The sequence below is a fragment of the Streptococcus pseudopneumoniae genome (genome assembly GCF_001074565.1).
In the GTDB taxonomy this organism is placed as follows: domain Bacteria; phylum Bacillota; class Bacilli; order Lactobacillales; family Streptococcaceae; genus Streptococcus; species Streptococcus pseudopneumoniae_J.
In genome coordinates, this window is sequence record NZ_JUQX01000029.1 from 50,955 (window position 1) to 77,290 (window position 26,336).

Annotated in this window: 35 protein-coding genes and 1 tRNA gene; all 36 read left to right on the forward strand. The window is 41.1% G+C overall.

All coding sequences use genetic code 11. The features are described 5' to 3' along the window. Entirely contained in the window at nt 1–1,179 is a 1,179-nt protein-coding gene (locus ADI74_RS04420) for a DUF1351 domain-containing protein (RefSeq protein WP_049537281.1), read from the forward strand. Then, nucleotides 1,176–1,988 carry a PD-(D/E)XK nuclease-like domain-containing protein gene (locus ADI74_RS04425; protein WP_049537283.1) on the forward strand — a complete coding sequence of 271 codons (813 nt, stop codon included), beginning with the start codon at nt 1,176–1,178 and terminating at the stop codon, nt 1,986–1,988. Before ADI74_RS04420 ends, ADI74_RS04425 begins: the two co-directional genes overlap by 4 nt. Next, on the forward strand, nt 1,988–2,233 hold the full coding sequence (locus tag ADI74_RS04430; RefSeq protein ID WP_049537285.1) for a hypothetical protein: 246 nt from the start codon (nt 1,988–1,990) through the stop codon (nt 2,231–2,233). Before ADI74_RS04425 ends, ADI74_RS04430 begins: the two co-directional genes overlap by 1 nt. Before the next feature lie 16 nt (nt 2,234–2,249). Beyond that, the gene (locus ADI74_RS10775) at nt 2,250–2,765 is read left to right on the forward strand and encodes a hypothetical protein (protein WP_049537287.1); all 516 of its coding nucleotides are present in this window, start codon (nt 2,250–2,252) and stop codon (nt 2,763–2,765) included. Nucleotides 2,766–2,937: 172 nt separating this feature from the next. Next, nucleotides 2,938–4,080, forward strand: a complete 1,143-nt coding sequence (locus ADI74_RS04440) for a DNA cytosine methyltransferase (protein WP_049537288.1) — start codon at nt 2,938–2,940, stop codon at nt 4,078–4,080. A gap of 171 nt (nt 4,081–4,251) precedes the next feature. Beyond that, the gene (locus ADI74_RS04445) at nt 4,252–4,593 is read left to right on the forward strand and encodes a hypothetical protein (protein WP_192833030.1); all 342 of its coding nucleotides are present in this window, start codon (nt 4,252–4,254) and stop codon (nt 4,591–4,593) included. Continuing rightward, the gene (locus ADI74_RS04450; protein ID WP_049537289.1) at nt 4,571–5,323 is read left to right on the forward strand and encodes a DUF1642 domain-containing protein; all 753 of its coding nucleotides are present in this window, start codon (nt 4,571–4,573) and stop codon (nt 5,321–5,323) included. The genes ADI74_RS04445 and ADI74_RS04450 overlap by 23 nt, the downstream gene beginning before the upstream one ends. Then, the gene (locus ADI74_RS04455) at nt 5,323–5,523 is read left to right on the forward strand and encodes a hypothetical protein (protein ID WP_049537290.1); all 201 of its coding nucleotides are present in this window, start codon (nt 5,323–5,325) and stop codon (nt 5,521–5,523) included. Before ADI74_RS04450 ends, ADI74_RS04455 begins: the two co-directional genes overlap by 1 nt. A gap of 12 nt (nt 5,524–5,535) precedes the next feature. Beyond that, complete coding sequence (locus ADI74_RS04460; protein ID WP_049537292.1) at nt 5,536–5,880, forward strand: YopX family protein; 345 nt, start codon at nt 5,536–5,538, stop codon at nt 5,878–5,880. Beyond that, a complete protein-coding gene (locus tag ADI74_RS04465) occupies nt 5,877–6,197 on the forward strand; it encodes a hypothetical protein (RefSeq protein WP_049537293.1) in 321 nt (106 codons plus the stop codon). The genes ADI74_RS04460 and ADI74_RS04465 overlap by 4 nt, the downstream gene beginning before the upstream one ends. After that, nucleotides 6,194–6,460 carry a hypothetical protein gene (locus ADI74_RS04470; protein WP_049537295.1) on the forward strand — a complete coding sequence of 89 codons (267 nt, stop codon included), beginning with the start codon at nt 6,194–6,196 and terminating at the stop codon, nt 6,458–6,460. The genes ADI74_RS04465 and ADI74_RS04470 overlap by 4 nt, the downstream gene beginning before the upstream one ends. Beyond that, nucleotides 6,457–6,717, forward strand: a complete 261-nt coding sequence (locus ADI74_RS04475) for a hypothetical protein (protein WP_049537297.1) — start codon at nt 6,457–6,459, stop codon at nt 6,715–6,717. The genes ADI74_RS04470 and ADI74_RS04475 overlap by 4 nt, the downstream gene beginning before the upstream one ends. Before the next feature lie 118 nt (nt 6,718–6,835). Continuing rightward, nucleotides 6,836–7,204 (forward strand): DUF1492 domain-containing protein, encoded by a 369-nt coding sequence (locus ADI74_RS04480; RefSeq protein WP_049537409.1) that lies wholly within the window; start codon nt 6,836–6,838, stop codon nt 7,202–7,204. Nucleotides 7,205–7,324: 120 nt separating this feature from the next. Continuing rightward, nucleotides 7,325–7,415, forward strand: a tRNA-Ser gene (locus ADI74_RS04485). Nucleotides 7,416–7,715: 300 nt separating this feature from the next. After that, nucleotides 7,716–8,198 carry a terminase small subunit gene (locus ADI74_RS04490; protein WP_049537299.1) on the forward strand — a complete coding sequence of 161 codons (483 nt, stop codon included), beginning with the start codon at nt 7,716–7,718 and terminating at the stop codon, nt 8,196–8,198. Beyond that, complete coding sequence (locus ADI74_RS04495; protein ID WP_049537301.1) at nt 8,188–9,402, forward strand: PBSX family phage terminase large subunit; 1,215 nt, start codon at nt 8,188–8,190, stop codon at nt 9,400–9,402. The genes ADI74_RS04490 and ADI74_RS04495 overlap by 11 nt, the downstream gene beginning before the upstream one ends. Nucleotides 9,403–9,413: 11 nt before the next feature. After that, on the forward strand, nt 9,414–10,826 hold the full coding sequence (locus ADI74_RS04500; RefSeq protein ID WP_049537302.1) for a phage portal protein: 1,413 nt from the start codon (nt 9,414–9,416) through the stop codon (nt 10,824–10,826). Continuing rightward, the gene (locus tag ADI74_RS11305; protein WP_239682807.1) at nt 10,789–12,654 is read left to right on the forward strand and encodes a minor capsid protein; all 1,866 of its coding nucleotides are present in this window, start codon (nt 10,789–10,791) and stop codon (nt 12,652–12,654) included. The genes ADI74_RS04500 and ADI74_RS11305 overlap by 38 nt, the downstream gene beginning before the upstream one ends. A 183-nt stretch (nt 12,655–12,837) precedes the next feature. Beyond that, nucleotides 12,838–13,101 (forward strand): hypothetical protein, encoded by a 264-nt coding sequence (locus ADI74_RS04510; RefSeq protein ID WP_049537304.1) that lies wholly within the window; start codon nt 12,838–12,840, stop codon nt 13,099–13,101. A gap of 2 nt (nt 13,102–13,103) precedes the next feature. Further along, nucleotides 13,104–13,355, forward strand: coding sequence for a DUF6275 family protein (locus ADI74_RS04515; protein ID WP_000890164.1), 252 nt, complete (start codon nt 13,104–13,106; stop codon nt 13,353–13,355). 108 nt (nt 13,356–13,463) lie between these two features. Continuing rightward, on the forward strand, nt 13,464–13,676 hold the full coding sequence (locus ADI74_RS04520) for a crAss001_48 related protein (protein WP_049537306.1): 213 nt from the start codon (nt 13,464–13,466) through the stop codon (nt 13,674–13,676). Between the two features lie 109 nt (nt 13,677–13,785). After that, on the forward strand, nt 13,786–14,301 hold the full coding sequence (locus ADI74_RS04525) for a DUF4355 domain-containing protein (protein WP_049537308.1): 516 nt from the start codon (nt 13,786–13,788) through the stop codon (nt 14,299–14,301). A 22-nt stretch (nt 14,302–14,323) separates the two neighbouring features. Beyond that, nucleotides 14,324–15,340: a carbohydrate-binding protein gene (locus ADI74_RS04530; protein ID WP_049537310.1), complete on the forward strand. Its 1,017-nt coding sequence runs from the start codon at nt 14,324–14,326 to the stop codon at nt 15,338–15,340. Nucleotides 15,341–15,350: 10 nt separating this feature from the next. Beyond that, on the forward strand, nt 15,351–15,539 hold the full coding sequence (locus ADI74_RS04535) for a hypothetical protein (RefSeq protein WP_049537311.1): 189 nt from the start codon (nt 15,351–15,353) through the stop codon (nt 15,537–15,539). Nucleotide 15,540: 1 nt separating this feature from the next. Continuing rightward, a complete protein-coding gene (locus ADI74_RS04540; RefSeq protein WP_049537313.1) occupies nt 15,541–15,852 on the forward strand; it encodes a phage head-tail connector protein in 312 nt (103 codons plus the stop codon). Beyond that, nucleotides 15,833–16,171 carry a hypothetical protein gene (locus ADI74_RS04545; protein WP_049537315.1) on the forward strand — a complete coding sequence of 113 codons (339 nt, stop codon included), beginning with the start codon at nt 15,833–15,835 and terminating at the stop codon, nt 16,169–16,171. The genes ADI74_RS04540 and ADI74_RS04545 overlap by 20 nt, the downstream gene beginning before the upstream one ends. Continuing rightward, nucleotides 16,146–16,658, forward strand: a complete 513-nt coding sequence (locus ADI74_RS04550; protein ID WP_049537316.1) for an HK97-gp10 family putative phage morphogenesis protein — start codon at nt 16,146–16,148, stop codon at nt 16,656–16,658. The genes ADI74_RS04545 and ADI74_RS04550 overlap by 26 nt, the downstream gene beginning before the upstream one ends. Beyond that, nucleotides 16,658–17,026, forward strand: a complete 369-nt coding sequence (locus tag ADI74_RS04555; RefSeq protein ID WP_049537317.1) for a hypothetical protein — start codon at nt 16,658–16,660, stop codon at nt 17,024–17,026. The genes ADI74_RS04550 and ADI74_RS04555 overlap by 1 nt, the downstream gene beginning before the upstream one ends. Nucleotides 17,027–17,028: 2 nt before the next feature. Beyond that, complete coding sequence (locus ADI74_RS04560; RefSeq protein ID WP_049537318.1) at nt 17,029–17,442, forward strand: phage tail tube protein; 414 nt, start codon at nt 17,029–17,031, stop codon at nt 17,440–17,442. A 4-nt stretch (nt 17,443–17,446) separates the two neighbouring features. Next, the gene (locus ADI74_RS04565) at nt 17,447–17,827 is read left to right on the forward strand and encodes a DUF6096 family protein (protein ID WP_049537319.1); all 381 of its coding nucleotides are present in this window, start codon (nt 17,447–17,449) and stop codon (nt 17,825–17,827) included. Nucleotides 17,828–17,865: 38 nt separating this feature from the next. Further along, nucleotides 17,866–18,216, forward strand: a complete 351-nt coding sequence (locus ADI74_RS04570; RefSeq protein ID WP_049537320.1) for a hypothetical protein — start codon at nt 17,866–17,868, stop codon at nt 18,214–18,216. Continuing rightward, nucleotides 18,203–21,892 (forward strand): phage tail protein, encoded by a 3,690-nt coding sequence (locus tag ADI74_RS04575; protein WP_049537321.1) that lies wholly within the window; start codon nt 18,203–18,205, stop codon nt 21,890–21,892. The genes ADI74_RS04570 and ADI74_RS04575 overlap by 14 nt, the downstream gene beginning before the upstream one ends. Nucleotides 21,893–21,903: 11 nt before the next feature. Continuing rightward, nucleotides 21,904–22,254, forward strand: a complete 351-nt coding sequence (locus ADI74_RS04580) for a DUF6711 family protein (RefSeq protein WP_049537322.1) — start codon at nt 21,904–21,906, stop codon at nt 22,252–22,254. A gap of 8 nt (nt 22,255–22,262) precedes the next feature. Further along, on the forward strand, nt 22,263–25,529 hold the full coding sequence (locus ADI74_RS04585) for a tail fiber domain-containing protein (protein ID WP_239682808.1): 3,267 nt from the start codon (nt 22,263–22,265) through the stop codon (nt 25,527–25,529). Next, nucleotides 25,526–25,735 carry a hypothetical protein gene (locus ADI74_RS04590; protein WP_049537323.1) on the forward strand — a complete coding sequence of 70 codons (210 nt, stop codon included), beginning with the start codon at nt 25,526–25,528 and terminating at the stop codon, nt 25,733–25,735. The genes ADI74_RS04585 and ADI74_RS04590 overlap by 4 nt, the downstream gene beginning before the upstream one ends. Further along, entirely contained in the window at nt 25,725–26,333 is a 609-nt protein-coding gene (locus tag ADI74_RS04595; RefSeq protein ID WP_049537324.1) for a hypothetical protein, read from the forward strand. The genes ADI74_RS04590 and ADI74_RS04595 overlap by 11 nt, the downstream gene beginning before the upstream one ends. The last annotated feature ends 3 nt before the right edge of the window (nt 26,334–26,336 follow it).

Genomic DNA, 26,336 nt, shown 5'->3' on the forward strand with positions numbered 1-26,336 from the left:
ATGACTGAAGAATTAAAAGATGTAACGGATAGTCTCGAGCTCGTTCCAGTAACAGAGTTAGAAGTCGGCTTCGTCCTGAAAGCGGCCGAAATCGAAATCCAAGGCAAGGAGGTTTTGGAACAAGCTTTAGCGGCATATCAAAAGAAATACGCTGGCTATATCGTGACAGAAGAAACCTTGTCAGATGACACCAAAATTAAAGACGAATTGGGACGAGTGCAACGTCAGATTGAACAAGAGCTCAAAAACCAACTGAAAGACTACTCTAATCCGTTGGACGAAGTGAAAGCATGGGTTAATACTGTATTAGACCCTATCAAAACTTTGCAGACGGACATCAAAAACCAGATTAAAGAATTTGAAGAAAGAGCGACGGAAGCCCGCAAAGAGACGATCAGAGAAGCCTTTGAAGCAGCAATTGCAGACAGCGGAGTCGACCTTGACATCAAGTTGTTTGCCATCTACTTTGACGATCTCAGCAAGAAAAAGTGCTTCATGGCAGACAATGTGCGAATCAATCAAGCGACCTCTAAAATGATTGCTGATTTGGTCGCAGAAGAAGCAGAAAAGAAGCAGCAACGTGAAGCTGGTCTTATCCAAATAACAGAAGCAGCTGCTAAGGCCGGATTTGGTCCAGCTGTCTATATCCGACTATATGAAGGAGGGGCCAAGCTAGAGGACATCCTGCAAGCTATTTTAGACGATAAAGACCTAGCAGACAAAGCCAAGGAAGAGGAAGAGCTTAAAAAACGTATCAAGGAAATGACAGCTATTGCAGAGGATAATGATCTAACTCCTCAAAAATACGTTGACATGCTCAAGGAAGGCAAGTCCGTTTTGGATGTTATCAATATCCTACACGCAGACGCAACTGAAATGAGACAAGCTCAAGCGGAAACAGAACGAAACACTCAGAATCAGCCAGAATTTGAGCCTGAAACGAGTTCGGAGGGTAATAGTGCCCACGAACAAGGAGTAGGCCAAAAATCGCAAAATATGGCTTCTGATGATGTGGCTAAAAAATATGGTTATCGATACCAAAATATGGAAATTATTTTCCCTGAAAAAAATATGCGTCAAGTCAAAGAGCAATTCAAGGCTATTTCTCAAGAGTTAGGGATTATTGTCCGAGTAATGCCTGAAATGGCAAGCAAGGCTGAAAGGGTGGAAATGGAATGACAATGGATTTACTTGGCAAAGATTACTATTCAGCAGCTTCTGCACGTCGCTACTGGTCTATCTCGCAATATAAGCGATTTAGAGAGTGCGAAGCACGGGCGTTGGCAGAGCTGGAAGGAGAATGGGAAGACCAGAGAGACAACACGGCTCTCTTGGTCGGGAACATGGTCCACAGCTATTTTGAAAGTCCAGAAGTACATAAGAAATTTATGGATGAAAACGCAGATGTCATGATTTCAAAAGCTGGAAAGACCAAAGGTCAGTTGAAATCCGACTTCTTGGTCGGCCAGCGTATGATTGAGCGACTGGAAGCTGATAAGCAGTTCATGGACTACTATGTCGGCCAGAAAGAGGTTGCTGTTACAGGCAAAATCGAAGGTGTGGAATTTAAAGGCAAGATTGACTGTCTCAATGTCGAAAAAGGGTATTTCGTGGATATTAAGACCACAAAATCAGACATTGATAGCATGGTCTGGGTTCAGGATGAAGCAAGTGGACGAAATATCCAAGTCCGCTGGTTCGAGGCTTGGGGGTATGTCCTTCAGATGGCGACTTACAAGAAGATGCTAGAAGAGAAGTACGGCAAAGAGTTCACCCCTATTATCTACGCAGTGACAAAAGAGCCGACTCCCGATACAAGAGCCATCGTTTTTCAAACTCAGGAAAAGCTTGGCTATGAGCTGACTGAACTGTCTATGCTGATTAAGCATCTTGATAAGATCAAGCGAGGCGAAGAGAAAGCGAAGCCATGCGGCCATTGCGAATACTGCAAAACGAAAGCGTTGACTCAACGTGTGGAGGTGATCTGATGACTGATCCCAAAATTATGAGAGTCGATAGAGAAACATACAAGCTAGGCAAGCGGTCATCCCACTTTTGGTCTAGCAATAAAGAGTTGAAATTCTATGAGATTAGGTGTAACTGGGGTGTCAATAGACAGACACAGGCTTTCTATCATGTTTTGGCATATAGTCGCACCCAAGCCGAAGAAATGGCTGTGAAAGAATATGCAAGAACCCATCATATTACCGAAAAATGGGTAGTAATCTTTTAGAAAAAGCGAGGAAAGAATGAAAATCTATATTGAACAAGATGATGTAAAATTGAGTTTTGAACGAGCGCAGGAACTTGATTATCAAACCTTATTCAAAGCCTATCAGATGATCACAGGGTCTGACGAAATTCTTGAGGATTTAAGTCAGAAAGATCCCGAGAATGCAGGGGCCGTTTTAAAAATTGATGCTGAGAAGTTAGCTGAAATTGATCCTGTCAATATCAAAGCAGCGAAGGACAAGTTATCTGCAAAATTTAGCGGAAGCACAGCGATTTCGCAGAAACCAAGCGAGAAGGTAGATGTTGATTTGCAATGCCCGTTTTGTGGATGTGCGAAGCGGTGGAAAGTCCCATCTTACTTTACATTCATGAATTGCCCTGACTGCCAAGGCTCAATTTTCTTGTCTTGGGCGACGGGAGTCAAAGGCGAATTGGATGATAATGGATTTTATTTCAGAGGGGACAACCCGATGAAGTTCAAAGAGCAGACAGATGAATTCGAGGATATGTTTGCTGTTGAAAAATCAAAATAACCCAAAACCAACTATTTCCAAAATGGAAACAACTCAAAATTAAACAAGCCGTGCATTCTTGTAAAACTGCGAACTAGAAAGCGTCAGTAAAGGTCATGTGACCTTGGACGAGCGACTGCCCGTATTTAGCCAATTATCACAAAGGCAGTCGCGTTTTTTTGAAAATAAAAGAATGAAATTTTTAGATTTATTTGCTGGTATCGGTGGATTTCGTTTAGGAATGGAGTCCGCTGGTCATGAATGTATAGGATTTTGTGAAATAGACAAATTCGCAAGAGCCAGTTATAAAGCGATACATAACACTGAAGGAGAAATAGAACTACATGACATCACAGCAGTATCAGACGAGTCTATTCGAGGATTCGGAAGTGTGGACGTTATCTGTGGAGGATTTCCGTGCCAGGCTTTCTCAATTGCAGGAAACAGACGAGGTTTTGAGGATACACGAGGAACTTTGTTCTTTGAAATTGCTAGGTTCGCATCTATTCTCAGACCTCGATATTTATTCCTTGAGAATGTCAAAGGACTTCTCAACCATGACGGAGGAGCTACATTTGAGACCATCCTCAGAGCCTTGGATGAATTGGGGTACAACATGGAATGGCAAATGCTTAACAGCAAAAATTTTGGAGTTCCCCAAAATCGAGAGCGTGTGTTCATTGTCGGACATCTTAGAGGAGAACGTACCAGAAGAATTTTTCCTCTCGGCGGAGAAAGTCAGTCAACTAGTAGCCAATCAGTCGTGAAAATCGGTAATGTCAACCCGTCTGGAAATGGCATGAATGGAGAAGTATATCAAGCTAGTGGATTAGCTCCTACTCTTACAACGAACAAGGGAGAGGGGCAGAAAATAGCCATAAAAAGTAATACTATAAAACAATTTGGGGTATTGCAACCCAATTTTAATCAATGTGGAGTTGTTTACGAAACAGACGGCATCGCACCAACTATCAGAGCCTATCAAGGGGGAGGACTTGAGCCTAAGATCAGAGTCAAAGAAGCAACCTCTCAAGGATACGCTGAAGCAAAAATTGGCGATAGCGTAAACTTGTCACACCCTAATTCAAAAACTCGTAGAGGTAGGGTTGGTAAGCAGATAGCAAATACTCTCTTAACTGGAGAAAGTCAAGGTGTGGTTGAGCCTGATTTTAGAATTAGAAAACTAACACCTCGTGAATGTTGGAGATTACAAGGGTTTCCAGACTGGGCTTTTGACAAAGCGCAAGAAGTAAATAGTAACAGTCAATTATACAAGCAAGCAGGCAATAGCGTGACTGTTAATGTTATTGCCGCAATAGCAAAGGAATTTAGATAAACAGGAGAAAAAACATGATAACTAAAATCAACGTGCCGCGAATCACGTTAAAAGCGAGCTGGAATATGCGTCAGACTTGGACGAATAGCGTATAAAGAATTTGCTAGCTCTTGTGTCTTTGAGCCATGAGGTGCAAGAGCTGGATTTTTAAAAATAAGTTGGAGTTAGAAGATGATGGAAGATTTAAAGAAAAAAGTTAATGAAGTCTACGGCTGGTCGGTAGAAGACGGGAAGCCCAAGCCTCCCGAACAAGATTTACCACAAGCAGTGAAAGACCGGGCGGACTATTTCTGGGAAATGACAGAAGATGGCATGACGTTTATGGGAGCGATGGAATGTATCTTCGCCGATGAAAAACCTACAGACTATGATTTGGGTGCTACTAAGGATTGGTTGCCAAAATCTAAGGAGTTTGATGATTGGGTTGGCTATTCACCAAGCATGTCTCAGTTAGTTATTGCAGTTTATTTGATTTATGGAGGGGGCGAAGATGAATTATCAGGAATTGATTGAGAAAATTGGAAATTTAGATAGATTGTATGGAGAAAAGTTTTATGTTGCTTTGGACGATGTTTTGGTATTAGTGAAACAACTAGACGAACCCGAAACAGGTCACGCAGACGAGGCGCCTCGCTATGTCAAAAACATACTAGCTCGATTGCGAGAATTGCCATTGCATGACCGTGAAGTTTGGCTAAAGGCTATCATGAGTGAATTTGAACAGGATTTCAGCCATGCAAAATGGCGTGAAGGCTACGAGCAAGGTAAATTTGAGGGAGAATGGGCTGGTCAGCAACTGAAAGGTGCTGATAAGATTCGAGGTGAGTTGAATAAAGTCAAAGTAAAGCAGTTTGTGGCAGATTGGTATGAAGAGAATAAGGATGATTTTGAAGGGAATTTGTATCGATGTACCCATAATATTCCATCGACTTTTGATGGCGCTAGACTTAATGAGTTTGAAAGGTGGTTTCTAAACGCTAGCACAAAACCTTTTCAAACCCTCATCAACATGCACCAGTTCGGCTACGAGGTCGAGAAAGAGAAGAGGTATTTGGTGAAAGTGAAAGGCGTTTGTGGAAATCACGAAACTTTGAACTGCGAAAAACATTCGAAAAAATGGCTTTTCTCAGTCCGGGAGGAAAACTCACTTTATAAAACAAAACACACCCGCAAAGAACTTGAAGAAGCTGGCTTCGGCTGGGTGTTTGATTGCCCAGGCGTGGAAGTCGAGGAGGTGGGGTGATGGCAAAAATCAGATTACAAAATCCGTACATGGATGAAACAATTACAGTAAAAGAGAGTTGTGAGTATATATGTTATAAATTAAAAGATTTAAATTATGGAAACATAGGTTATATACAACTACATCAAATTGAACCAGAAGAAAGAGTTATCACTATCAGTCCAAAGAACTTTGCAAAAATTGAATTTTATAAAGATTGAGGGGGAAGAAAAATGACACCAAAATTTAGAACATGGAATTCAGAAACAAAAGAAATTGAAGTATTTAAAACTTACGAAGAAATCAGTGAATTATTTTTAGCGTTAAGTACAGAGGATGGTTTTTATTCAGTCATGCAATCAACTTGTCTTTTTGATAAAAACGGAAAGGAGATCTTTGAAGGGGACGTAGTTCTGGTTCTTGATAGTCCTTATACTGTTTTTTACGATAACGAAAGAGGAAGTTATCGATTGAAACCACACGACGACCGCTGGAATGTGGATTATATGTCTAATTTTTCGCATGGTGGAAATTTCGAAGTTGTCGGGAACATTTACGAAAACAAGGAGCAATTATGATAATTATAAGCACGAATCCTAAAAATCAACTTTTACAGAAAGTGGAAGAAGAGCTTGATTTTTTAGGAGTCAATTACGAAATTAAAAAATCATGGACGGATGAACTCATTAAACAATGTTTTATCAATAATTTTGAATTTTGTTCAGGGCATTATATGAGCCAAATCAGAAACTTGAATTTTGAACAAGCGTTAGAGATGATACACAAAAACCCTAAAATGTTAAGAAAATTCATTGTTATAAACGGTAATAAGTCGATAGCTGATTTTCCTAAAATAAGTCTTGTTAGAAAACAACTGAAAGGATTATTAAAATGAGTAAAGAAGCAAGAATGTTTTACAATCACATTAGAAAACAACTGGTCTATGTTCCGAATACATCGATTGCAGAAAGACTAAAAAAACATATTTTAGCGCATCCTAATTTCAATAGTAGCAGAAGTTTTTTAGATGCTGTTGTTGCAAACTACTGCATTAACAGAAAGAAAGATAAGTTACCTAGCCGTGAAGTGCTAGATTGGCTAGGTAAATTTCTAAATATAAACTACGAAAATCCAGAGCTTTTGGAGGAGAAGGAATGAGACCAAAAAAATATCCGTACACAGGGAGCAAAATAAAGAAAGTGACTACAACAGGAATAGGAGCTCGAGAGCTTGTAGTTTTCCCTAATGTAGCTTTTAGAAAAAGCTTGCTCAAGCACATTTTCTCAGTTGTCAAACAACATGACAACGCTACAATCATTTACTTCAGAATTCCCAAAGTATTCGGATACGAGGAGGAAAGAGCAAAAGTATATCTAAGCTATGAAAAGACGATGAGCATACTCAATAGCTACTAAAACAAAAAAGCCAAGACACTCTCTACCTCAGCTAATAGTTATCGCACAGACTATTATATCACAAAGGAGATAGAGAGTGAAGGCTAAAGAGCTCTTGAAAGAGTTGCAGGATCTGGACATGGACATCCAAAGCCGTATAGATGAAATCAATGAGCTTGAGGCAGGTTTGCTCTCAAGCCCTAAGTGGTCAGATGTCAAAGTCCAAGGCGGACAAGCTAGAAAAGTTGATGACGTCTATACTCAGCTTGTCGTGATGAAAGAGGCCATAGAGCAGGATACTAAGGAAGTTATTAACAGGAAACTTGAATTAGGTAGAATGATCAACAGGCTTGATAATCCAAAGTATAGGTCTATTCTCAGAATGAGTTATATTTCAAAAATGTATGTTGATGACATTTGTGACCGTTTAAGTATTAGTCGGACAACGTTCTATACCTGGCGAACGGCCGCAATAACTGCCTTAGATGATGTATTGGAAAGTATTTGACAAAATAGAACCGTACAAAATCGGACAGGATAGAATGAGACTTGTTAGCACAGTTCTGAAAATCTGTTAGAATGGTAGTATCAAGAATTAAGGGTAAGGCAGTAAGTCTTCCCTTGATATGGAGAGTTGGCAGAGTCAGGTTGAATGCGCCCGTTTGCTAGACGGGTGGTCGCTTATTTGTGGTCCGTGGGTTCAAATCCCACACTCTCCTTTGAGTATTTTGTGTCCCAGAATGGGGTAGGCAGTAGGCTTAGCATTCATATATCACTCATTAACTTACAAATGGTTGCGGAGCGACTAGACCTCGCATGATTGCGTAGCTAATTATATTCCGGATAAGTTATAAGCTAGAGGGTTTGATTCCCTCAGAGGTTTTAAATGACTACAAAAAAATAAAAAAAGGGAAACTTTCAAATTGATTACTAATTAACACGCAAGTCTGTAGTCTACTTGCATTAAGTCACTCTTTGAGTGGCTTTTTTATTTTGTCGGAAAGGAGGTAGTCCGGTGAGTGGATAAATTAACCCCAAAACAAGAGCTATTTGTCCAAGGGATAATCTCCGGACTATCTCAAAGACAAGCATATAGACAAGCTTTTTCAACTTCTAAAAAGTGGAAAGATAGCACGGTCGATGTTAAAGCAAGCGAGCTTCTTCAAAATGGTAAGGTTTTGGTAAGGTATCGTGAGTTGCTCAAACAGTTCTCTAATATGTCCTTGTGGTCTAGAGAGCAGGCTTTCAATGAGTATGAATGGCTAAAAAATAAAGCTAGGGCAAGCATTGAGAATGACGGTATTAGACAAGCTAATTCAAACGCCTTTCTTTCTGCTTTGGAAGGTATGAACAATATGACTTTCCATGACTTGGAGTTGATTGATGAAAAACTGAAACTAGAAATCGAAAAACTCAAAACTCAAATCGGTGAGGATAACGAACAAAACGACAAACTTGTTGAGTTTGCCAAGGCATTGAGAGGTGCGTTTAATGACAAGTAAGTTCACCCCAAAACAAGAACGAGTCCTTAGACGAGTGTTGAACGATGATTTCTTTATTTGTGGTTTGCATGGTGCAAAACGTTCAGGTAAGACTGTTTTGAACAATATGGTCTTCCTGAATGAAATTGATAGAGTTAGAACAATAGCTGATAAGTTGAACATTGACGAGCCAATGTATATATTGGCTGGGACATCTTCGACATCAATTCAAAACAATATCATCCAAGAACTCTATAATATGTTTGGTATCGAGCCAAAATACGATAAACACGGAGCTTTCACTCTCTGCGGAGTCAAAATCATTCAAGTATATACTGGTTCGATTTCAGGACTAAAACGTGCCCGTGGTTTCACTGCTTTTGGAGCCTACATAAACGAGGCATCATTGGCAAATGAACAAGTGTTCAAAGAAATCATCTCACGTTGTTCGGGAGAGGGTGCACGGATTGTTTGGGATAGTAACCCAGACATCCCAACACACTGGCTCAGACGAGATTATATAAATACTGGGGATGATATGATTATAGACTTTCATTTCAAGCTAGATGATAATACATTCATGTCTGATAGATACCGTGAGAATATAAAATCAGCCACACCGGCAGGCATCTTCTATGACCGAGACATCCTTGGTCTTTGGGTGACTGGCGAGGGCGTCGTCTATCGTGATTTTAGCGAGAAAATGTTTGTGGACAATGTGTCAGAAGATATCACGAAGATATATGCTGGCGTAGACTGGGGTTACGAACACTTTGGTTCTATCGTTGTTATCGGAGAAACCTCAGACGGTTTGGTTTATCTGTTAGAAGAACACGCTTACCAGTACAAAGAGATAGACTTTTGGGTAGGACTCGCTAAGGATATCAAAGAACGATATGGCAATATCACTTTCTGGGCAGATAGTGCACGACCTGAGCATGTGGCTAGGTTTCAGAGAGAACAATTAAAAACCTTTAACGCTAACAAGTCAGTCTTGTCTGGAATTGAAGAAGTCGCCAAGCTAATGAAAGCTGGGCGTTTTTTTGTTGTTTCAGATAAGGTCAGCAAGTTCAAAGATGAGGTCTATCAGTACATATGGAATGAAAAGACGGGCGAGCCAGTGAAAGAAAATGACGATGTGCTGGATGCGGTGCGTTATGCGATTTATTCGCAACATTCGCAACCAAAAGCTACCGTACGCAGACGTTCGCAATACGGTTTATAGAAAGGATTTAAATGTATCAGATTTTAACCTATCCACGAGACGGATACGATGAAACAGCTTTGAGTAAAGAATTGATTTACAAGCTGATTCGTAAGCACACGCAAGAGCGCAGTCACTTGAGTGATTTGAAGAAATACTACATGGGCGAACATGCTATTTTGAATCACACAAGACGAAATAAGAACGCTCCGAACTTCAAAACAGTAGCCAACCACGCTAAGGACATCGCAGATACGTCTACTGGATATTTCATGGGCAATCCTATCAAGTATAACAATACGGCTGAGAGCGACCTTGAGCCTTTGCTTAAGGCTTTCGATGGTGCTGAAATCGACCAAGTAGATGCGCAGAACGCTTTGAACATGGCTATCTATGGGCGTGCTTACGAGTACATCTATGCTAAAGAGGGACTGACTGAACTTGATTCGACTAGCGTAGACCCTGAGAATGTATTTCTTGTATACGATGATAGCATCGAGCGCAAGGCCTTGTTTGCGGTCTACTACTACGAAATTAAGGATGATACAAAGGATGCGACTAAGTATCAAGCGGAAGTCTTTACTCAAAATCTGCACTATCACATTGTACTGCGTGATTCGAGTATGGGAACAACCCAGAATGAGCAAGTAGAGCCTCACAACCTTGGTCAAATCCCAATCATCGAATACCGCAACAATCACTTTGCGATTGGCGACTACGAGCAACAAATCAGCTTGATTGATGCTTATAATTCATTGATGGGCAACCGTGTAAATGACAAGGAGCAAGCAGTAGAGTCTATTCTTGTTTTGTACGGAGCGCAATTGGCTGACAACCAAGAAGAAGCACGAGAAGCAATGAGTATTCTTGCTGAAGAAGGGCTTTTAGAGCTTCCAATGGATGCCAAAGCTGATTTCTTAAAGAACGCTCTGGACGAGAACGCGACTGAAATTTTGCGTAAGGCCTTGAAAGAGGACATCTACACATTCAGCCATGTGCCGAATTTGACAGATGAGAACTTCGCAGGGAATAGCTCGGGCGTAGCCATGGAATTCAAGCTACTAGGACTTGAAATGATAACTAAGACGAAAGAAGCTAATTATAAGCGAGGATTGCGTCAGCGTATTGCTATCTTTGCGCATTATTTGGGCATGCAGCAGATTGCTCTTGAAGCACATTCAATCGTACCTCAATTCAGTCGTGGATTGCCTAAGAACTTGCTCGAATTGTCACAGATTATCAATAATCTTGAAGGTAAAGTCTCACTTCGCCAGCTTATTTCTCTCTTGCCATTCGTTGAAGATCCTGACGCTGAACTTGAAGAACTCGAGGAAGAGAAAGAAAAGAACAAGGAACGTGTGCCATTTTTCAACCAAGCTAACACGAAGCCAGACGATGAGGTAGCAGATGAAGAACAAGGATTACTGGACCAAGAGGAAGGCTAATCTCATCTATGAGCAGATGGATAAGGCTGAGAAACAAGCCGACAAGTTTGATGAGATTTACAAGCAATCTAAAGCATATTTAGATAAGCAAATCAACAAGATCTTTGATAAGTTTCAGCGTGATTATGGTTTGAGTGAGCGTGACGCTCGACAGGTCCTAAAGAACATGAAAGACCAAAAAGACCTGAATGAACTTCGCAAGGTTCTTGAAGCTAGACCGAATGACCCAAATATTCAACGATTACTTGCTGATTTGGACAGCCCAGCCTATGCTTATCGCATGAAGCGTTTAGAGCGTCTAAACGACGATTTAGACCGTATGCGTGAGTCTATCTATCATTCAGAGAAATCAGGCTCAGATGCTTTTTATAGCGACCTGATGAAGGATAGCTACTACAAGGCTACTTTTGACCTCCAACAACAGACAGGACTCGCTTATAGTTTCTCTAATCTCCCTGAAACTGAAATCAAGCGTTTGAGGGGGCTAAAATGGACGGGAGAGGCTTATTCGGACAGAATATGGTCAAATACTGGGGCGCTCGCTTCAAGTGTGAAAGACGAGCTTCTGGTAAGTCTCATGACGGGTCGAAGTGTAAGAGATACATCTCAAGCGATCGCAGAACGGTTCGAAGTTGGCCAAAACAACGCAAGGCGATTGGTTTGGACCGAGTCAGCCTTCTTTCACAATCAAATGGAACTGCTCAGCTATGAAGAAGCAGACATAGAGAAGTATATCTTTGTTGCTGTCTTAGACAAACGTACATCACGCATTTGCCAAGAACACGACAACAAGATCTATGACACAGACAAGGCTGTACCTGGCGTCAATCATCCTCCTATGCATCCCTGGTGCAGGTCTACGACTATCGCACACGATGAGGACGCAGACTACAGCAAGCTAGAGCGACGAGCTAGAAATCCTAAGACGGGTAAAGTTGAGTATGTGCCTGCAGATATGAGTTATAAAGAGTGGTATAGCAAGTATGTTGATGATGAAAAGAAATCAGTCAAACGTGCTAAAAAACCGAAAAAAACAGATGTACTCAAATTATCTCAAGATATGCAAAAAACATTGTATGATTATACAGATGGTGAATATCAAAAGATTTGTGACTACTCGCAATATATCACAGATGAAAAACAATTCAAACCGACTTATTTGTGGGATATGAACGGCGAAGGCCAATTACACACAATAACAGACAAAACAAAAGCAGATGTTAAAGCTATTCATGATTTGATTGATAGTCAACCTCTTGAAAAAGACAAGCTGATTCGATTTGAAAAATTGCGTTCAGGCGATTATTCGGATTATCAAGTCGGAGATACGCTCAATTTTGGTATAAGGTCGGCTACTCGTGATAAAGAGTTCATTGAGAAACTAGAGCAAGATAGGGTTGTTGGTTTTGAGACGAAGAAGAGAGGCTTGAATTCAAGAAAAAATGTTAAATTTATTTTTAATTCAAGTAAGTCTTTGGACGTCTCGAATATATCTGAGTATCCAGATCAACTCGAAGAATTGATACAAGGTTCTTACAAGATTGTTGATACCAAATTTGTAGAGGGTAAAAACAAGGGCTGGGAATACATTGATATGCCTATGACTCAATATGTTGAAGAAAACAATCTCGAAACGGAAATCCGAACTAGCAAAAAAGGTAATAAAAACATAGTTATTCACATGCCGACAGGAAAAGAACGACTGTATCCAATTGAAAAATGGGAAGCAGGAACAGTCCGTTATACAGAGGAATTTTATAATTTTGAGGAAAAAATGGAGAGATTGGAGGTGTATTTAGAATATGTCGATGTCAAAAAAAGAAGCTGAAGACTTATTTAAAAGAATGTCAGGTCAATCAAGTCATAAACCAAAGCAAAGAAAGGAGTAAACTATGTTCGTTTGGGAATGGGTATCAATCACTTTCGGGTGGTTGGTATTCTTGTTGCTAATCTTTATTATTCTGGCCGTAATCAGTGGAATAGTTGAAGGTGTAAAGAAAGGATTGAAAAAATGAAGTACAGAAAGAAACCAGTAGTAATTGAGGCGGTTCAGTTCGTAGATACGGAAGAATCAATTTTGAAATTGTCAGAATTGGGATTAGATCCAGTTCGTGTAGATTATGCTGATTTGGATAATCCAGTTTTAAAGATAGAAACACTTGAAGGATTGATGATTGCAACAGAAGGTGACTACATTATCAAAGGTGTTCAAGGTGAATTTTATCCATGTAAGCCTGATATTTTTGCAGAAACATACGAAAAAATGGAGGAATAAAAATGTTAGAAAAAGCAAAACAATTGGCATCACAAGAATTTTCACGTTTGTCAGGACGTGAAATCAAAGCAGAAGACTGCTTTGTAGTCTGGTTTAGCAAGACCCTGCAAAACTGGAAAGCTCTTGTTAGTACGAACGCAATTACATCAAGCGAACCTTGTGGAAATTATGCAGAAATCACGCATAACGGAGACAAGAAAGAGACCTATGTGGATGTTTACGCCAAGGTTTCAAATCGTGCCATTAAAGATTAGGAGGTGATCCGACATCTTGACTTGCAGGAACAGACTGCTATAAACCGCTATAAATTGCTATAAACTGGTATTTTTGATCAGTTTTTTTGAAGAAAGGAAAACAAAAAAATGGAAGATTGGCAAAGACGTTTTGTTGATGAGTATAATTCGCTTGAGGATAAATATACAAAATTACACAAAATGATTGTAAAATACGAAGCCGGTACGCTTGAATTTGAGCCAAAAAGCTCAATTGAAGTTCTGAAAAATCAAAAGTGCGCCATGGGTCAGTATTTATACTGGCTTGAAGTTCGATCAGAAATCGAAGGAATCGAATTATAAAACTAACCGTATGGAATCCCGTACGGTTTTATTTTTGTCCGAGCATTGATGACAGTAAAAGCCATGGAATTATACAGTCGGGGACGACTTAAAAAATAGGAGGTTCGCAATGAACGAAGAAACACAAACAGTCGAAGTCGAAACGGTTGAAGAACAAAAGGTACCTGCAGAACCTACACCACAACCGCAAGACGAGAAGAAGTACACGGACGCAGACGTCGATGCTATCATCGACAAGAAATTTGCTAAGTGGAAATCAGAGCAAGAAGCTAAAGAAAACGAAGCTAAGAAACTTGCTAAGATGAACGCTGACGAGAAGCAGAAATATCAGTTAGATCAGCGTGAGCAAGAACTAGCTAATCGTGAACAAGCGATTGCTCGCAAGGAATTGACCGCAGAAGCTAAAGCAATGCTAAGTGAACGTGACTTGCCTGTTGAGTTAGTGAATGTAGTTGATTTGACAAGCGCAGAGACGGTATCTGAGTCTATTACCTCTATCCAAAAAGCATGGGAAGAGTCAGTTCAGAAGGGAGTTTCTGAGCGTATGAAAGGTAGTGCACCTATCAAAAATGCACAAACAGTCCAGCAAGAAGTCACAGAAAAATGGCGTAAAGACTTCTTGTAATAAAAGAAAAGAGGAAAAATAAATGGCATTTGAAGAATTAAACACAGCAGAATCACGCAAGAAACATCTAGGGATTATTGAGGATGTTCTTGCAGTAAATTCATATTCAACACCGCTTGTAACATCAAGTGATGCAGTAACCTTGCAAGGTCGCTCTTTTACAGTAGCAACTGGGAACACAACAGAGCTTAAAGACTACAAACGTAACAAAGATAACGAATTTGACCACGTTGAAGTTGAAGAAAAGGTATATACTCTTGACGAAGAAAAATATTGGGGTCGTTTCGTAGACCAATTGGACGAACGTGACTCAAATGGTCAAGTTAATATCAATTACGTTATTGCACGTCAAGCAGCAGAAGTAGTAGCTCCATATCTTGATGAACTACGTTTTGGTGCAGCGCTAGGCAACGTAAGTGACAACGTGGTTATGGGCAAAGAAGCAGGAGCGAACAACGCATACAATGCAATTCTTGATGTTTCTGAAAAATTAGATGAACTCGGAATTACAAAAGAGCGTTTGCTTTTTGTAACACCTAAATTCTACAAAGCAATCAAGTCTGAAATCGTTCGTCTACCACATGGTGACGCAGATAAGAAAGTCCTTGGAAAAGGATATGTTGGTGAATTGGATGACTACACAGTCTACAAAGTACCTTCTAAATTCTTGAAAGGTGTTAATGCCCTTGCTACTGCTCCGGGTGTTGTCACATCCCCAGTGCAAGTTGATAATACTAAGTACAACGATAACATTCCAGGTCGATTTGGTGAGTTGGTAGAGCAATTGCTGTACACTGGTGCATTTGTTCTTGAACACTTCAAGAAATACATCATTACTATCGCAGACTCTAAACCTGAAGCTAAACCATCTACTCAAGGTAAAGTTGTAAACCGTGCTAAAAAATGGAAGACTGGAACAACCTATAAAGAAGGTGATACAGTAACGCATGAAGATAAAGTCTATGTTGCTATCAAAGACATCACGAGCTCTACGACTGCACCAGACTCTGACTCAGCTAACTGGAAAGTCAAGAAATAAGGTCTGAGTTATGAAATTTAAAATCAAACGAGATTTCTATGATTGGAAATCAAATGTGAAACGATTGGCAGGAGAGGAACTTGAGATTACTGAGGAGCGCTATGCTGAGTTGACTAACAATTTTGCCAGCAATGGTGTCGCTATCTCAGACGTTCTTGAGGAAATCTTCCCTGAACCTGAGTTCTTAGAAGAGGATTGATATGTCTATAGAGTTGCTGAAGAAATTAACAGGCGAAGAAGATACTCAGCTTCTCATGTTGCTCCAAATGAGGGCTACAAATCTTATCTTGTCAGAGACTAATCGCACATCTTTGACACCTTCTTTAAGTCTTTTAATACCTGAGGTTGCTATCGAGCTCCACAATCGCTCAGGAGCGGAAGGAGAGCATTCTAGAACCGAGGGTGGTATAGCAGTAGTCTACGGAGAAAACGGCCTGTCTACGGGTCTTCTACAGCGAATACGCATGCACAGACTAGCAAGGGTGGCAGGCCATGTTTTTGAAGCAGAGTAGACTGAAACCTTATCCAATGCGACGGTTTGAAAAGACTGTCACTGAGGAAGGTGTCGCAAAAGAAGGGTATGCCAAGGAAGCTGAGACAGTCCGTCTTGAATTGTGGCCGGCTAGTAGCAAGTTACAATCTGAGCTGTATGGTGAGCGTGTCAACGACATTTTGAACGCAAATGCCAATAAGTCAGCTACTATCAAAGTGAAAGATGGTGTGTGTATCGACAGCCCGACGGAAGTAACTCATAAGGTTATTTCTAAAAAGGTTTACACACACCATCAAGTTTTGGAGTTGGAACGTGTCAGAGCTACTAGGGGCAGATAGGCTCATAGCTAAATGTAGACGATTGGGTAGCAAAAAAACTGGCGAGGATATCGTCTTACGTGCGGTACACAATGCTGCTATAAAAGTTGTCCAAGCTGATGCAAGAAGACTCGCACCAGCGAGAGATGGAGAGCTTATAATTAGTATCAAAACTAGAGCAAAAATGGACGGAGATAAGGCTATAGCAGAGGTTTACACCAATCTGCACTACGCTCCTTATGTTGAGTTTGGAACAGGACCAAAAGGACAAGCTAGCCATTCGGGTATCTCCCCAGAGGTTAGCGTGTCTTACAGGTCTAGTCCTTGGTATGTGCATGAAGACCAAATCGATGTAGGACCTTACCATTTTCAAAAGATTGGGGAGTTCTACAAGATGTATGGTCAACCTGCCCAGCCTTATCTTTATCCAGCTTTGAGAGACAATCAAGAGCGTGTGTCTAAGAATATTTCGAATTATGTGCGTAGAAAGATAAGAGAACAATTATAATGATCAATATCAAGCCTGTTATTTATAAAGAATTGCAAAAGGTCGCAGATAATGTGACTGATACTTATCCTAGCGATTGGGAGACTTTCCCAGTCGTTATTTTTTTAGAAGAACAAAACAAGCCAGGAGATTGGTTTGATGACAAGGAACAAAAATCCTCTATCCGCTACAAGGTGGATATCTTTGATGATACCAGCACTAGTGAGTTAGCTGTTAAAATCAATCAGATTTTTGAGTCTTTAGGTTTGCGAAGAACCGACTGCCAAGACGTGCCAGACCCGTCACATTTGAGACATAAGGTCATGCGTTTTGAAGGTGTCGTTGAATTAGACTCAGAGCTTGTTTTTCAATTTAGAATGGAGAATTAAACATGTTAGCAAATGGAATTACGCTTTCTTATAGAAAAACAGAAGGTAGCTATACTAAGCTTGTAGGACTTAAAGAAGTACCAGAGTTTGGTATCGAACCTGAAAAAGTTGAGAACACTACTCTTGAAGATAAAGTTAAGAAGTATGAGTTCGGTATCGGTGACGCAGGGGAATTGGAATACAAATTCTCTTACAAGAACGATAATGAAAACGCACCTTATCGTGTATTGCGTAAAGCCGCAGACAATAAGGAAAAACTCCAATTTGAACAAGCTTACCCTGACGGTACTAAGGTCAATTTTGAAGGCCAAGTATCTGTTAAGCTTGGCGGTGGCGGTGTCAATGCCGTTATCGAGTTTACACTTAAGATTGCATTGCAGTCTGAATTGACATTTGTTGATGGTATTGGAGGTTAATTAGATGGCGTTAAAATACACAACTTGGAAAGTTACTGACGAAAAAGAGTTGAAGCTACGTTTGACATCTCATCAAGCTGCAACTGTGGAAGAAAAAATCGGCATGAACTTGCTGAAGATTTTCATGCCTGAAGCCGGCGAAGAGTTCACTTTGCCACCTTTGAAAGTTATGCTGTTATTAGTTCACGGCGCCTTGCAGCAGTATGAACATGGGTATTCCTTTGATGATGTCTATGATCTATACGATGAATACGTGGACAATGGTGGAGACCAAACAACCTTCATGACAGAGGTTTTAATGCCACTTTTTGAAGTATCGGGTTTTACTCCACGAGGAAGCAAGGACAAGAAAACTTCCAAGAAGAAAATGACAGTAGTCGAGTAATCTTAACGGTAACGCAGATTATTGAGAGGCTTTACCCAATGTTTTTGGACATCGGGGGCAAGCCTCTTGATTTTTGGGATTTGACGGTGCTTGAAATCAGAGAAATGATTGAAAGTTATAACCGTGTCAAAATCCAAGAGCGTAAAGAGAAGATTATTGACTCATACAGACTTTCGCAGATGATATCCAACCAAGTTTCCTTATTGTTATCTAAAGATGCCAAGGTCTTTGAGTTCTGGGAATATGCGCCTGAGTTGTTTGTAGAAGAACAACAAGCGGTAGAACAGGAACGACAGAGACAAGCGCTTTTGTTGCATAAGGAACGGATGCGTGATTTTGCAGAGAGACACAATCGCAAAAGAAAGGAGGAAATGAATGGCAACTCTTGACGAATTAAAAGTTATGATTGACGCTGAGATAGCACCTTTCAGGAAGAAGATGAAAGAAGTCGAGAATCAGGTCAAAGGAACATCTGACCAAGTGAAAAATGCCACTGCCAAAGTTCGTGAACAGTCGAACTCTATCGGTAGTGCGTTTGGCAAACTAGCTAAGTTTGCCGGCTTTGCAATCCTTGGTAAGAAATTACTTGATGTTGGGATGTATTCAACGCAGACAGCTCTTGAAGTATCAGCGTCTATGAACCAAATCAAGCGACAGATGGGCGAGAGTTCGCAATCTTTCTTAAAATGGGTTAATGATAACGCCAATGCTATGAATATGGGGGTGGGTGAGGCTACTAACTACGGTGCAGTCTACTCAAACCTATTTTCTGGATTTATCAAAGATACCAACAAGCTAAGCGCCTATACTGCTAAGATGTTGCAGACATCGGCAGTTGTTGCTGAAGGTTCAGGGCGCACGATTACAGACGTTATGGAGCGGATTCGCTCAGGTTTGCTAGGGAACACGGAAGCGATTGAAGACCTAGGAATCAACGTCAATGTGGCTATGATTGAATCGACTGAAGCCTTTAAGAAGTTCGCGAATGGGCAAAGCTGGCAACAGTTGGACTATCAAACACAGCAACAAATCCGTCTTATGGCTATTTTGGAACAGGCTACGGCAAAGTATGGAGACACCTTATCCAACTCAGTCAACGGCAGTATCAGTCTATTTAAGTCGCTGATGAAAGATAGTGCATTGAACCTTGGCAACTCTATGTTACCGATTATCAATGCCATTATGCCTGTCTTGAACTCTTTTGCTATGGTATTAAAGAACGTGACTGCTAAACTCGCTGAGTTTATCGCTTTGATGTTCAACAAGAAAGCAACCGTGAAAGACGGAGTTGGTGGAGCGGTCGGAGACATGGGTAACGCCATGAAAGACGCTGCAGGCGGAGCAGGAGACCTTGCTGACGCTGTTGACGACGCTGGAGATTCAGCTGGAGGACTTGCTGATAATCTTGGAGACTCAGCCAAAAACGCTAAGAAAGCTGCTAAAGAATTGCTTGGTCTATTGGGATTTGATGAGATTAACATCTTGCAAAAACCAAAAGACGACGACGCAGGCGGTACTGGTGGCGGAGGAGGCGGTGGCGGAGGCAAAGGTGGTAAAGGAAAGGGAGGCGGTGGCGGACCTTTCAAAGACATCTTGCCAGAAGTCGAGTTGACCGACATGGGCAACCAATTCAAGAGCATTTTCGACGGCCTCGGAGATAAGCTAAAAGGGTTGTTTGACCTCTTTAAAAAAGGTTTTGATGCAGCGTTTAGACCAGAAGGTATTGAACGTATCAAAGCTGCTTTAGAACGAATCAAGAAAACTCTTGAGGAAATCGCTACTGATCCTAGGGTTGTGAATGCTTTTGACCGAATGACTGGAAAAATCGCTTATGCTTTAGGGCAAGTGACAGGTTCAATAGCCACTATCGGTTTGGGTATTGGTGTTTCCCTTGCTGAAAGTATTGCAAACGGCCTTGAAAGACAGAAAGAACGTATTATCAGGGCGCTAGTCGCTTTGTTTGATAATGTTGGTAATATTGCAGAGGCAGTAGGAAACATCGCTCAGGCCTTTTCTAGTGCTTTCTACGACGTTATTACTTCAACTGGTGCGGTTCGTATCGGTAGCGCTATTGTGTCAACAATATTGAGCTTGACATCAGCAATGGTCGAAGTTGGCAGTAAATTAGCAGGAAGTTTGTTTAAAGGATTTGAAAAAATCGTTGTGACAAGCGCTCCTAAAATTTCTTCAATGCTCCAAAGCCTTTTAGACATTGTAGCTCCGATATTTGAAACCATTGAGAGTGTTGTTGATAAGTTCGGCGATGGATTAAGTAGTGTCTACGATGAACATGTAGCCCCTGCTATTGACTCTATTGCGAATGCTTTTAACGGTCTAATTGATATCATCCAAATCCTTTGGGAAGGAAGTTGGAAACCTTTTGCTGAGTTCTTGTCTAATACATTTGGTTTAAGTATTGAAGGCGTCGCTGATTTGCTAGGTGGAGCTATTTTATCAGCGCTAAAAATACTGGCTGATACAATTAAACTTGTAGCTGATGGTTTTACTGCTTTTTCTGATTGGTGTAAAGAAAATAAAGAGATTATCTCCACAATCGCTAGTGTGATTGGTACGCTTGCAACTGCATGGCAGGGGATTAAATTCTTGGCGTGGGCAGAACAAGCAGGAGGACTTGCAGGGGCATTCGAATTACTAAGTGGCAAGGTTTCCTTTATTGTTAGCGGAATTAAAAATCTTGGACTAGCTTTGAAAGCTTTGACATTTGATAAATTGGTCAGCTTCGGAGAAACCATCTATTTGAATGCGTTGTATGCAAAAGACTTTGTAGTCAATTCAGGTAAATTGATTGTAGAGTTAGGGAAAACTGCTTTAGAACTTGGTAAATCTGCACTAGCTTGGGGTGTTCATGCAGCACAAATGGGGCTTGCAGCGGCAGCGGAAATCGCTCAATCAGTTGCAGCAGGAGTTGCAGCAGCCGCAACATGGGCACTCAATGGAGCTATTGCAGTCTTGACTAGTCCGATAACCTTAGTTATTGCAGCAATCGCAGCCTTAATCGGTATCGGTGTCTTGCTCTACCAAAACTGGGATACTGTTGTTGAGTTTGCTAAAACTGCATGGCAAGGACTATGTGATTTTATCAGTGGTATTTGTAAAGCGATTGGCGAATTTTTCAGCGATCTATGGACGAAACTTCAAGAAATCTTTGAGCCAATAGGTCAATGGTTTAGTGAGAAGTTCCAGCAAGCATGGGATGCCATTGTAAACATCTTCTCTGGTATCGGAGAGTGGTTCTCTGGTGTATTCCAAGGCGCATGGGACGCTATCGTTAATATCTTCACACCAATTGGATCATGGTTCGGAGAACGTTGGGCAGATGTGACTAATGCTTTGGCTAATATTGGGGCATGGTTTACGGATATGTTCCAAAAAGCATGGACAGGTCTAACCAATATCTTTAGCAAACTAGGTTCTTGGTTTGGCGAGAGATGGAACGATGTCACAAATGCTCTTGCAAACGTTTCTGCTTGGTTCGGGAATATGTTCAAGACTGCATTTGAAGCGGTCAAGAACGCTTTTAGCACGATTGGAAGTTTCTTCAGTGGCGTTTGGACCACGGTCAAGAATATCTTCGTGAATGCTGGTCAAATGGTCGGGAGCGCAGTAGGTGGCGCATTCAAGAGCGCAGTTAATGCGGTTCTCGGCACAATTGAAAATGTGGTGAACGGCTTTATCGGTATGATTAATGGCGTTATCGGTTTAATTAACAAGATTCCGGGCGTCTCTCTTGGTAGCGTTGGATACGTTAGTCTCCCTCGTCTCGCTCGTGGAGGTATCGTTGATAGTCCGACCGTGGCCATGATTGGTGAAGCTGGTAAAGAAGTCGTTATGCCTCTTGAAAACACTGGATTCTTGCAGACTATGGGTCGCATCGTGGGTGGTGCGGTAGTCAATGCCTTGGGCGGTGGATTACCACAATCAGGAGGCTTCAGCGGTAGCGGTGACATCGTTATTCAAATCGGTGGACACGAATTTGGTCGTGTGGCCATCCAAGAAATCAATCGAGAACAAGAACGTGCAGGACAAGTCTTGCTTAACATCTAAAGGGAGGTAAAATGGCACGCTTAATTATTAATGGGGTGGCTGTTAAGCCTCCCAAATCTTTTCAGGTCGGTATCCAAGATATCGATGGAGAAACAGGTAGAAATGCTAACGGAGACATGGTGCGTGACCGTATCACGACCAAACGAAAATTAGATTGTGAATGGGGCATGCTGACTCAAGATGAAATGAGTCAGCTTTTAAATGCCGTATCATCAGTCTTTTTTGAAGTTTCTTATCCCGACCCAGTAAGAGGTCAAACAACAGGTACTTTTTATGTTGGAGACAGAACAGCTCCAAGTTATTCATTTACTGATAAGTTCAAGCCATGGTCAGGCGCTAAATTTAATCTGGTAGAAAGGTAGGTTAGAACATGGATATATTTAGAAGACAGAAATTTGATGAAGCGATGTTCGCCAAAAACCGTACTCTTGCTATCAGAGTAGGTCAGTATCAGTCAAGCAATATCAAAGAGGCTCATTTTGATTATGGCTATATTAAGGGTGATACTTATAAGCCGGGCGGAACGTGTGCTGGTAGTGGTAAGATCACGTTCACAAGTATTATTACCTCGTTCAATAAGCTAGATAAGGTTTATCCTGAAATCGGCCTTTTGGTAGACGGAACCTACGAATGGGTAAAAATGGGTGAATACTTCATCAATGATATTGAGATTGACCGAAACCGTAACACGACTACGCTTGATCTAATGGATGGGATGTTCAAGCTCAATCGTGAACATATCACAGATTTGACTTATCCAGCAGAAATCAGACAAGTCATCAAAGAGATTTGTCTGAAAACGGGTATCGTACTTGCGAACGAAAACATGGATTTAACATCCATGAATTATGTTATTGATAAAATTCCCAAAGAAAAGAAAATGACATTCAGAGATATTTTGAGTCTAGCTACTCAGATGCTCGGGATGTCTTGTTTTTTTAATCGAGAGGGTAAACTTGAGATCAAAGAATTGACTGACTCAGGTATCACAATTACAGCAGATAGCTATTTTATGCACGGTTTGACAAAAAGTGAAGTTCAGTATCAGATAGCTGGGATAACCTGCAAAAAAGAGAAGGAGACTCTCACGGTTGGTATGCGTACTGGTCGATCATTGGAATTGGATAATCTATTTATGTCTCAATCGATTTTGGATAATCTCTATCACAAAATCAAGGATATTCGATACTATCCGTTCAATTTGAATTACCAAGGCCATTTACTGCTAGATGTTGGTCAGTGGGTAACCATCAAGACGAACAAGGGTGAGACGTTCAAATCGCCAGTATTGAGCCAATCGTTCACGTTTAAGGGTGGTCTGCGTGGTCGTATCAGCGCAGACAGTAAATCTGGCAATGATGCTCAGTATTCATACGCAGGAACGTTCACGAAGAAGATTGAGCAATTCAGCGAATTTGAGAAGCAAATTCAAAACCAAATTGAAGAAGCTGACCAAGGTTTTGACAAGAAAGTCGAGAAAATCAAGAAAGATTTTAACGACCAGATTGAACTGGCCAAAGCTAAAGCGGAAGAGATGCAAAGACAACTTTCTGAGACAATCGACCAACGGTTTCGTGATTTCGACAGCACTGGTTTGAACGAAATCAAGCAAAAAGCAGACGAGGCCTTACAAAAGGTCGGAGCAAATACTTTGCTTGCTCAAGAGGCGAAACAAATCAGCGAGCAGGCAACCGCTGATATAACCAAATTGAAAAACGAGGTTGTTGACGGTTACGTCGGCAAGAACACGTATCGAGAGGGTATTCGTGGGATTGAGCGCCGAATCGAGGAAGTGAAGACATCGACGGATGGCCAAATTGCTACTCAAATCGCTGAGTACAAGCAGACTGTTGATGGGCAATTCACTAACTTGGTTTCTCAAATCGAGAACAAGGCTAACCAGACGGATTTTCAGCGTGTGAAAGAAACCAGTCAGCTATATGAGCGGATTTTGGGGAATACTGAAAATGGTATCGCTGAGAAGGTTGCTCGCATGACTCTGACTAATCAGCTTTTTCAAGTTGAGGTTTCGAAGGCTACAAAAGGTGGTCGAAATTATATACGGGGAATCAAAGAGATGAGTGTGGCTTCAGGTTCATGGGATTCTGGGACATTTCGTAGCTCAGGTTCTGGAAGTATTCGGACGATTGATGTTTTGGATAGTCCTGTACCTGATTTGAATAAGGCAGTACGTATAGTTTCTAATGATCCAAAAGGTTCAATAGGCATTGCTCAGGATGGATTTAAAATTTTACCAGGAGTCTATACTATGTCTGTTTGGGTAAAAGGTTCACCTGGGCAAAGAGTCAGACTACAAAACTACTGGGAACCTGATGATCCAACAGGTATAAGTCCAGAATTTATCTTGAAAAATGATAAATGGACATTTTTGACATTTTCCAGCGAGCGAAAAAAAACTGGAAAATTATCAATCGGTTACGTTTACTTATTGAATAGCGGAAAAGGAAGTTATATTGATGTTTTAGCTCCTCAATTAGAAGAGGGAAGCCTTGCAACAAGTACTCGTCCTGCTATTGAAGATACAGACGAAGCGGTTCGCACGGTCCAAAATCAACTTGCTGGCTCGTGGGGAGTCCATAATAAAAACAGCGTCAATGAAATCATCGCTGGTTTTAACTTAGCTGGCCGAAATGCAGGCATTAAAGCTGAGACGATCAGACTTGAAGGTCGGACCCTGCTTGATGAATTGACGGCTATTCAAGGCTACTTCAAACGCTTGTTCGTTGGTGAGGGGAATTTTGCGAAGTTGAATGCTGAGATTATTGGTTCAAAGACTATCACAGCAGATAAGTTGATTATGGACTCGGCAATGGCTCGGATGTTCGTCTCAAGCGATATCTTCACAGATACGCTTGCCGCTAAGGAAGCGTTCATCAAAAAAATACGTTCAGTCGTAGTTACTGCGACTTTGCTCGAAGGTTACAAGGGACGTATTGGTGGATTCCAAATTGGTACTCACGATAAAGACCCTTCGTCTTATTGGATAACGGGTAAGAATCAATTTTATGTCGGAATGAGTAATGGGGCTGGTTCATGGAATCAAACGGCTCTTTGGGTAAACTGGGGAAGTAGTTGGGACAAGAATGGAGACAGAGCCTGGTTTGTTAAAAATAACGGACAGATGTTCTGCTACAATACCGCTGAATTTTGGAACACACCAGTGATTCACGGAAACTTGAAGGTTACAGGCAAGGTATTTTACGATAATGGTAAAAATGCAAGAGGTGAATGGATATATTCACCTTACTATTCGCATATCGATAAATCTGGTGGTAGCTTATACCTTTACAAACCGGACACAACTTACGATTGGATATTATTAAACAAAGATGTATCAGACAGACGTTACAAGAAGAATATTGCTGACAGCACAGTATCTGGCCTCGATGTTATCCAGAAGCTTAAAACGTACAGCTATCGCAAAGAGTACGGTGGCAAAATAGAAGATATCGCTTGTGGTATCATGGCTCAGGATGTCCAAAAATATGTTCCTGAAGCTTTCTTTGAAAACCCAGATGGCGCATACTCGTATCGAACATTTGAATTGGTGCCTTATTTAATTAAGGCCATTCAAGAGCTCAATCAAAAAATAGAAAAAATGGAGAAAATAGCATGAATGAACAAGACAAACAAATCAGCACCTTAACAATCAAATCTTTAAGTGAGAGAGTCAGTAATGAAGCTACTCAATCAGCTACTCTAGAGGCTCTCTACACAGTAACCGCTATGGAACTTGAGCAGATGAAGAAAATCATCGAATCTGACGAAGAACTCAAAGCAAAATTTGAGGAAGTGAAAGGAAAAATGACAAATGGCAATTAACAATTATGAACTGGCAGGCAAGCCTTACACACGAGGCTTTGGCGACAATCTCAAGACAGTTGTTGAAATCCGTCTGTCAGAAGGCAATCGGTACAGTACGAACATGCGTGAGCTTGTAGGAGACCGTACAAATGAGCAAGAGGATGTCTTGATTCAAGCGGTGCTGGATATCCTGAAAGCCGAGCTAGAACCAGGCTCAGCAATTGTGAAGGCACAAGCTGAGATTGAGCAAGCTGTTCAATCCTTGGCCAAAGCTAAGACGGACCTCTCAGCTAACAAAGAGAACATCGATAGCGTATCAGCAATTACTGAAGTTCTCATTGCTCTAGCGATTGGACAAAATGGTGGCATGCCCACGAACACTTATAGCAAGGTTGCGCAGTTCATCAAGCCACTTGTCAAGGACCGTCGTTATGCGAATGGTGATATCGTATCCATGCCTTACCCTTACGATACCAATCCAAAATGGCCGAAAGAAACACCAACAATCCTGAAATTCCAGATGCAACCATCTGAAGGGTACACTTGGAAAGAACAGGCTCTTGCCGAAATGCTCCAAAAAGGCATTTTGACTATTGTCATGCCACGGATCGATTAGGGA

What these genes read in the sequence shown, in the direction of transcription:
- ADI74_RS04425 (WP_049537283.1), top strand. Translation starts at nt 1,176, where the DNA reads ATGACAATGGATTTACTTGGCAAAGATTACTATTCAGCAGCTTCTGCA.
- ADI74_RS04580 (WP_049537322.1), top strand. Translation starts at nt 21,904, where the DNA reads ATGGCACGCTTAATTATTAATGGGGTGGCTGTTAAGCCTCCCAAATCT.
- ADI74_RS04570 (WP_049537320.1), top strand. Translation starts at nt 17,866, where the DNA reads ATGTTTTTGGACATCGGGGGCAAGCCTCTTGATTTTTGGGATTTGACG.
- ADI74_RS04530 (WP_049537310.1), top strand. Translation starts at nt 14,324, where the DNA reads ATGGCATTTGAAGAATTAAACACAGCAGAATCACGCAAGAAACATCTA.
- ADI74_RS04525 (WP_049537308.1), top strand. Translation starts at nt 13,786, where the DNA reads ATGAACGAAGAAACACAAACAGTCGAAGTCGAAACGGTTGAAGAACAA.
- ADI74_RS11305 (WP_239682807.1), top strand. Translation starts at nt 10,789, where the DNA reads ATGAAGAACAAGGATTACTGGACCAAGAGGAAGGCTAATCTCATCTAT.
- ADI74_RS04440 (WP_049537288.1), top strand. Translation starts at nt 2,938, where the DNA reads ATGAAATTTTTAGATTTATTTGCTGGTATCGGTGGATTTCGTTTAGGA.
- ADI74_RS04510 (WP_049537304.1), top strand. Translation starts at nt 12,838, where the DNA reads ATGAAGTACAGAAAGAAACCAGTAGTAATTGAGGCGGTTCAGTTCGTA.
- ADI74_RS04470 (WP_049537295.1), top strand. Translation starts at nt 6,194, where the DNA reads ATGAGTAAAGAAGCAAGAATGTTTTACAATCACATTAGAAAACAACTG.
- ADI74_RS04540 (WP_049537313.1), top strand. Translation starts at nt 15,541, where the DNA reads ATGTCTATAGAGTTGCTGAAGAAATTAACAGGCGAAGAAGATACTCAG.
- ADI74_RS10775 (WP_049537287.1), top strand. Translation starts at nt 2,250, where the DNA reads ATGAAAATCTATATTGAACAAGATGATGTAAAATTGAGTTTTGAACGA.
- ADI74_RS04545 (WP_049537315.1), top strand. Translation starts at nt 15,833, where the DNA reads ATGTTTTTGAAGCAGAGTAGACTGAAACCTTATCCAATGCGACGGTTT.
- ADI74_RS04555 (WP_049537317.1), top strand. Translation starts at nt 16,658, where the DNA reads ATGATCAATATCAAGCCTGTTATTTATAAAGAATTGCAAAAGGTCGCA.
- ADI74_RS04480 (WP_049537409.1), top strand. Translation starts at nt 6,836, where the DNA reads ATGGACATCCAAAGCCGTATAGATGAAATCAATGAGCTTGAGGCAGGT.
- ADI74_RS04590 (WP_049537323.1), top strand. Translation starts at nt 25,526, where the DNA reads ATGAATGAACAAGACAAACAAATCAGCACCTTAACAATCAAATCTTTA.
- ADI74_RS04595 (WP_049537324.1), top strand. Translation starts at nt 25,725, where the DNA reads ATGGCAATTAACAATTATGAACTGGCAGGCAAGCCTTACACACGAGGC.
- ADI74_RS04445 (WP_192833030.1), top strand. Translation starts at nt 4,252, where the DNA reads ATGATGGAAGATTTAAAGAAAAAAGTTAATGAAGTCTACGGCTGGTCG.
- ADI74_RS04560 (WP_049537318.1), top strand. Translation starts at nt 17,029, where the DNA reads ATGTTAGCAAATGGAATTACGCTTTCTTATAGAAAAACAGAAGGTAGC.
- ADI74_RS04455 (WP_049537290.1), top strand. Translation starts at nt 5,323, where the DNA reads ATGGCAAAAATCAGATTACAAAATCCGTACATGGATGAAACAATTACA.
- ADI74_RS04575 (WP_049537321.1), top strand. Translation starts at nt 18,203, where the DNA reads ATGGCAACTCTTGACGAATTAAAAGTTATGATTGACGCTGAGATAGCA.
- ADI74_RS04495 (WP_049537301.1), top strand. Translation starts at nt 8,188, where the DNA reads ATGACAAGTAAGTTCACCCCAAAACAAGAACGAGTCCTTAGACGAGTG.
- ADI74_RS04520 (WP_049537306.1), top strand. Translation starts at nt 13,464, where the DNA reads ATGGAAGATTGGCAAAGACGTTTTGTTGATGAGTATAATTCGCTTGAG.
- ADI74_RS04565 (WP_049537319.1), top strand. Translation starts at nt 17,447, where the DNA reads ATGGCGTTAAAATACACAACTTGGAAAGTTACTGACGAAAAAGAGTTG.
- ADI74_RS04450 (WP_049537289.1), top strand. Translation starts at nt 4,571, where the DNA reads ATGAATTATCAGGAATTGATTGAGAAAATTGGAAATTTAGATAGATTG.
- ADI74_RS04420 (WP_049537281.1), top strand. Translation starts at nt 1, where the DNA reads ATGACTGAAGAATTAAAAGATGTAACGGATAGTCTCGAGCTCGTTCCA.
- ADI74_RS04515 (WP_000890164.1), top strand. Translation starts at nt 13,104, where the DNA reads ATGTTAGAAAAAGCAAAACAATTGGCATCACAAGAATTTTCACGTTTG.
- ADI74_RS04460 (WP_049537292.1), top strand. Translation starts at nt 5,536, where the DNA reads ATGACACCAAAATTTAGAACATGGAATTCAGAAACAAAAGAAATTGAA.
- ADI74_RS04500 (WP_049537302.1), top strand. Translation starts at nt 9,414, where the DNA reads ATGTATCAGATTTTAACCTATCCACGAGACGGATACGATGAAACAGCT.
- ADI74_RS04465 (WP_049537293.1), top strand. Translation starts at nt 5,877, where the DNA reads ATGATAATTATAAGCACGAATCCTAAAAATCAACTTTTACAGAAAGTG.
- ADI74_RS04535 (WP_049537311.1), top strand. Translation starts at nt 15,351, where the DNA reads ATGAAATTTAAAATCAAACGAGATTTCTATGATTGGAAATCAAATGTG.
- ADI74_RS04585 (WP_239682808.1), top strand. Translation starts at nt 22,263, where the DNA reads ATGGATATATTTAGAAGACAGAAATTTGATGAAGCGATGTTCGCCAAA.
- ADI74_RS04430 (WP_049537285.1), top strand. Translation starts at nt 1,988, where the DNA reads ATGACTGATCCCAAAATTATGAGAGTCGATAGAGAAACATACAAGCTA.
- ADI74_RS04475 (WP_049537297.1), top strand. Translation starts at nt 6,457, where the DNA reads ATGAGACCAAAAAAATATCCGTACACAGGGAGCAAAATAAAGAAAGTG.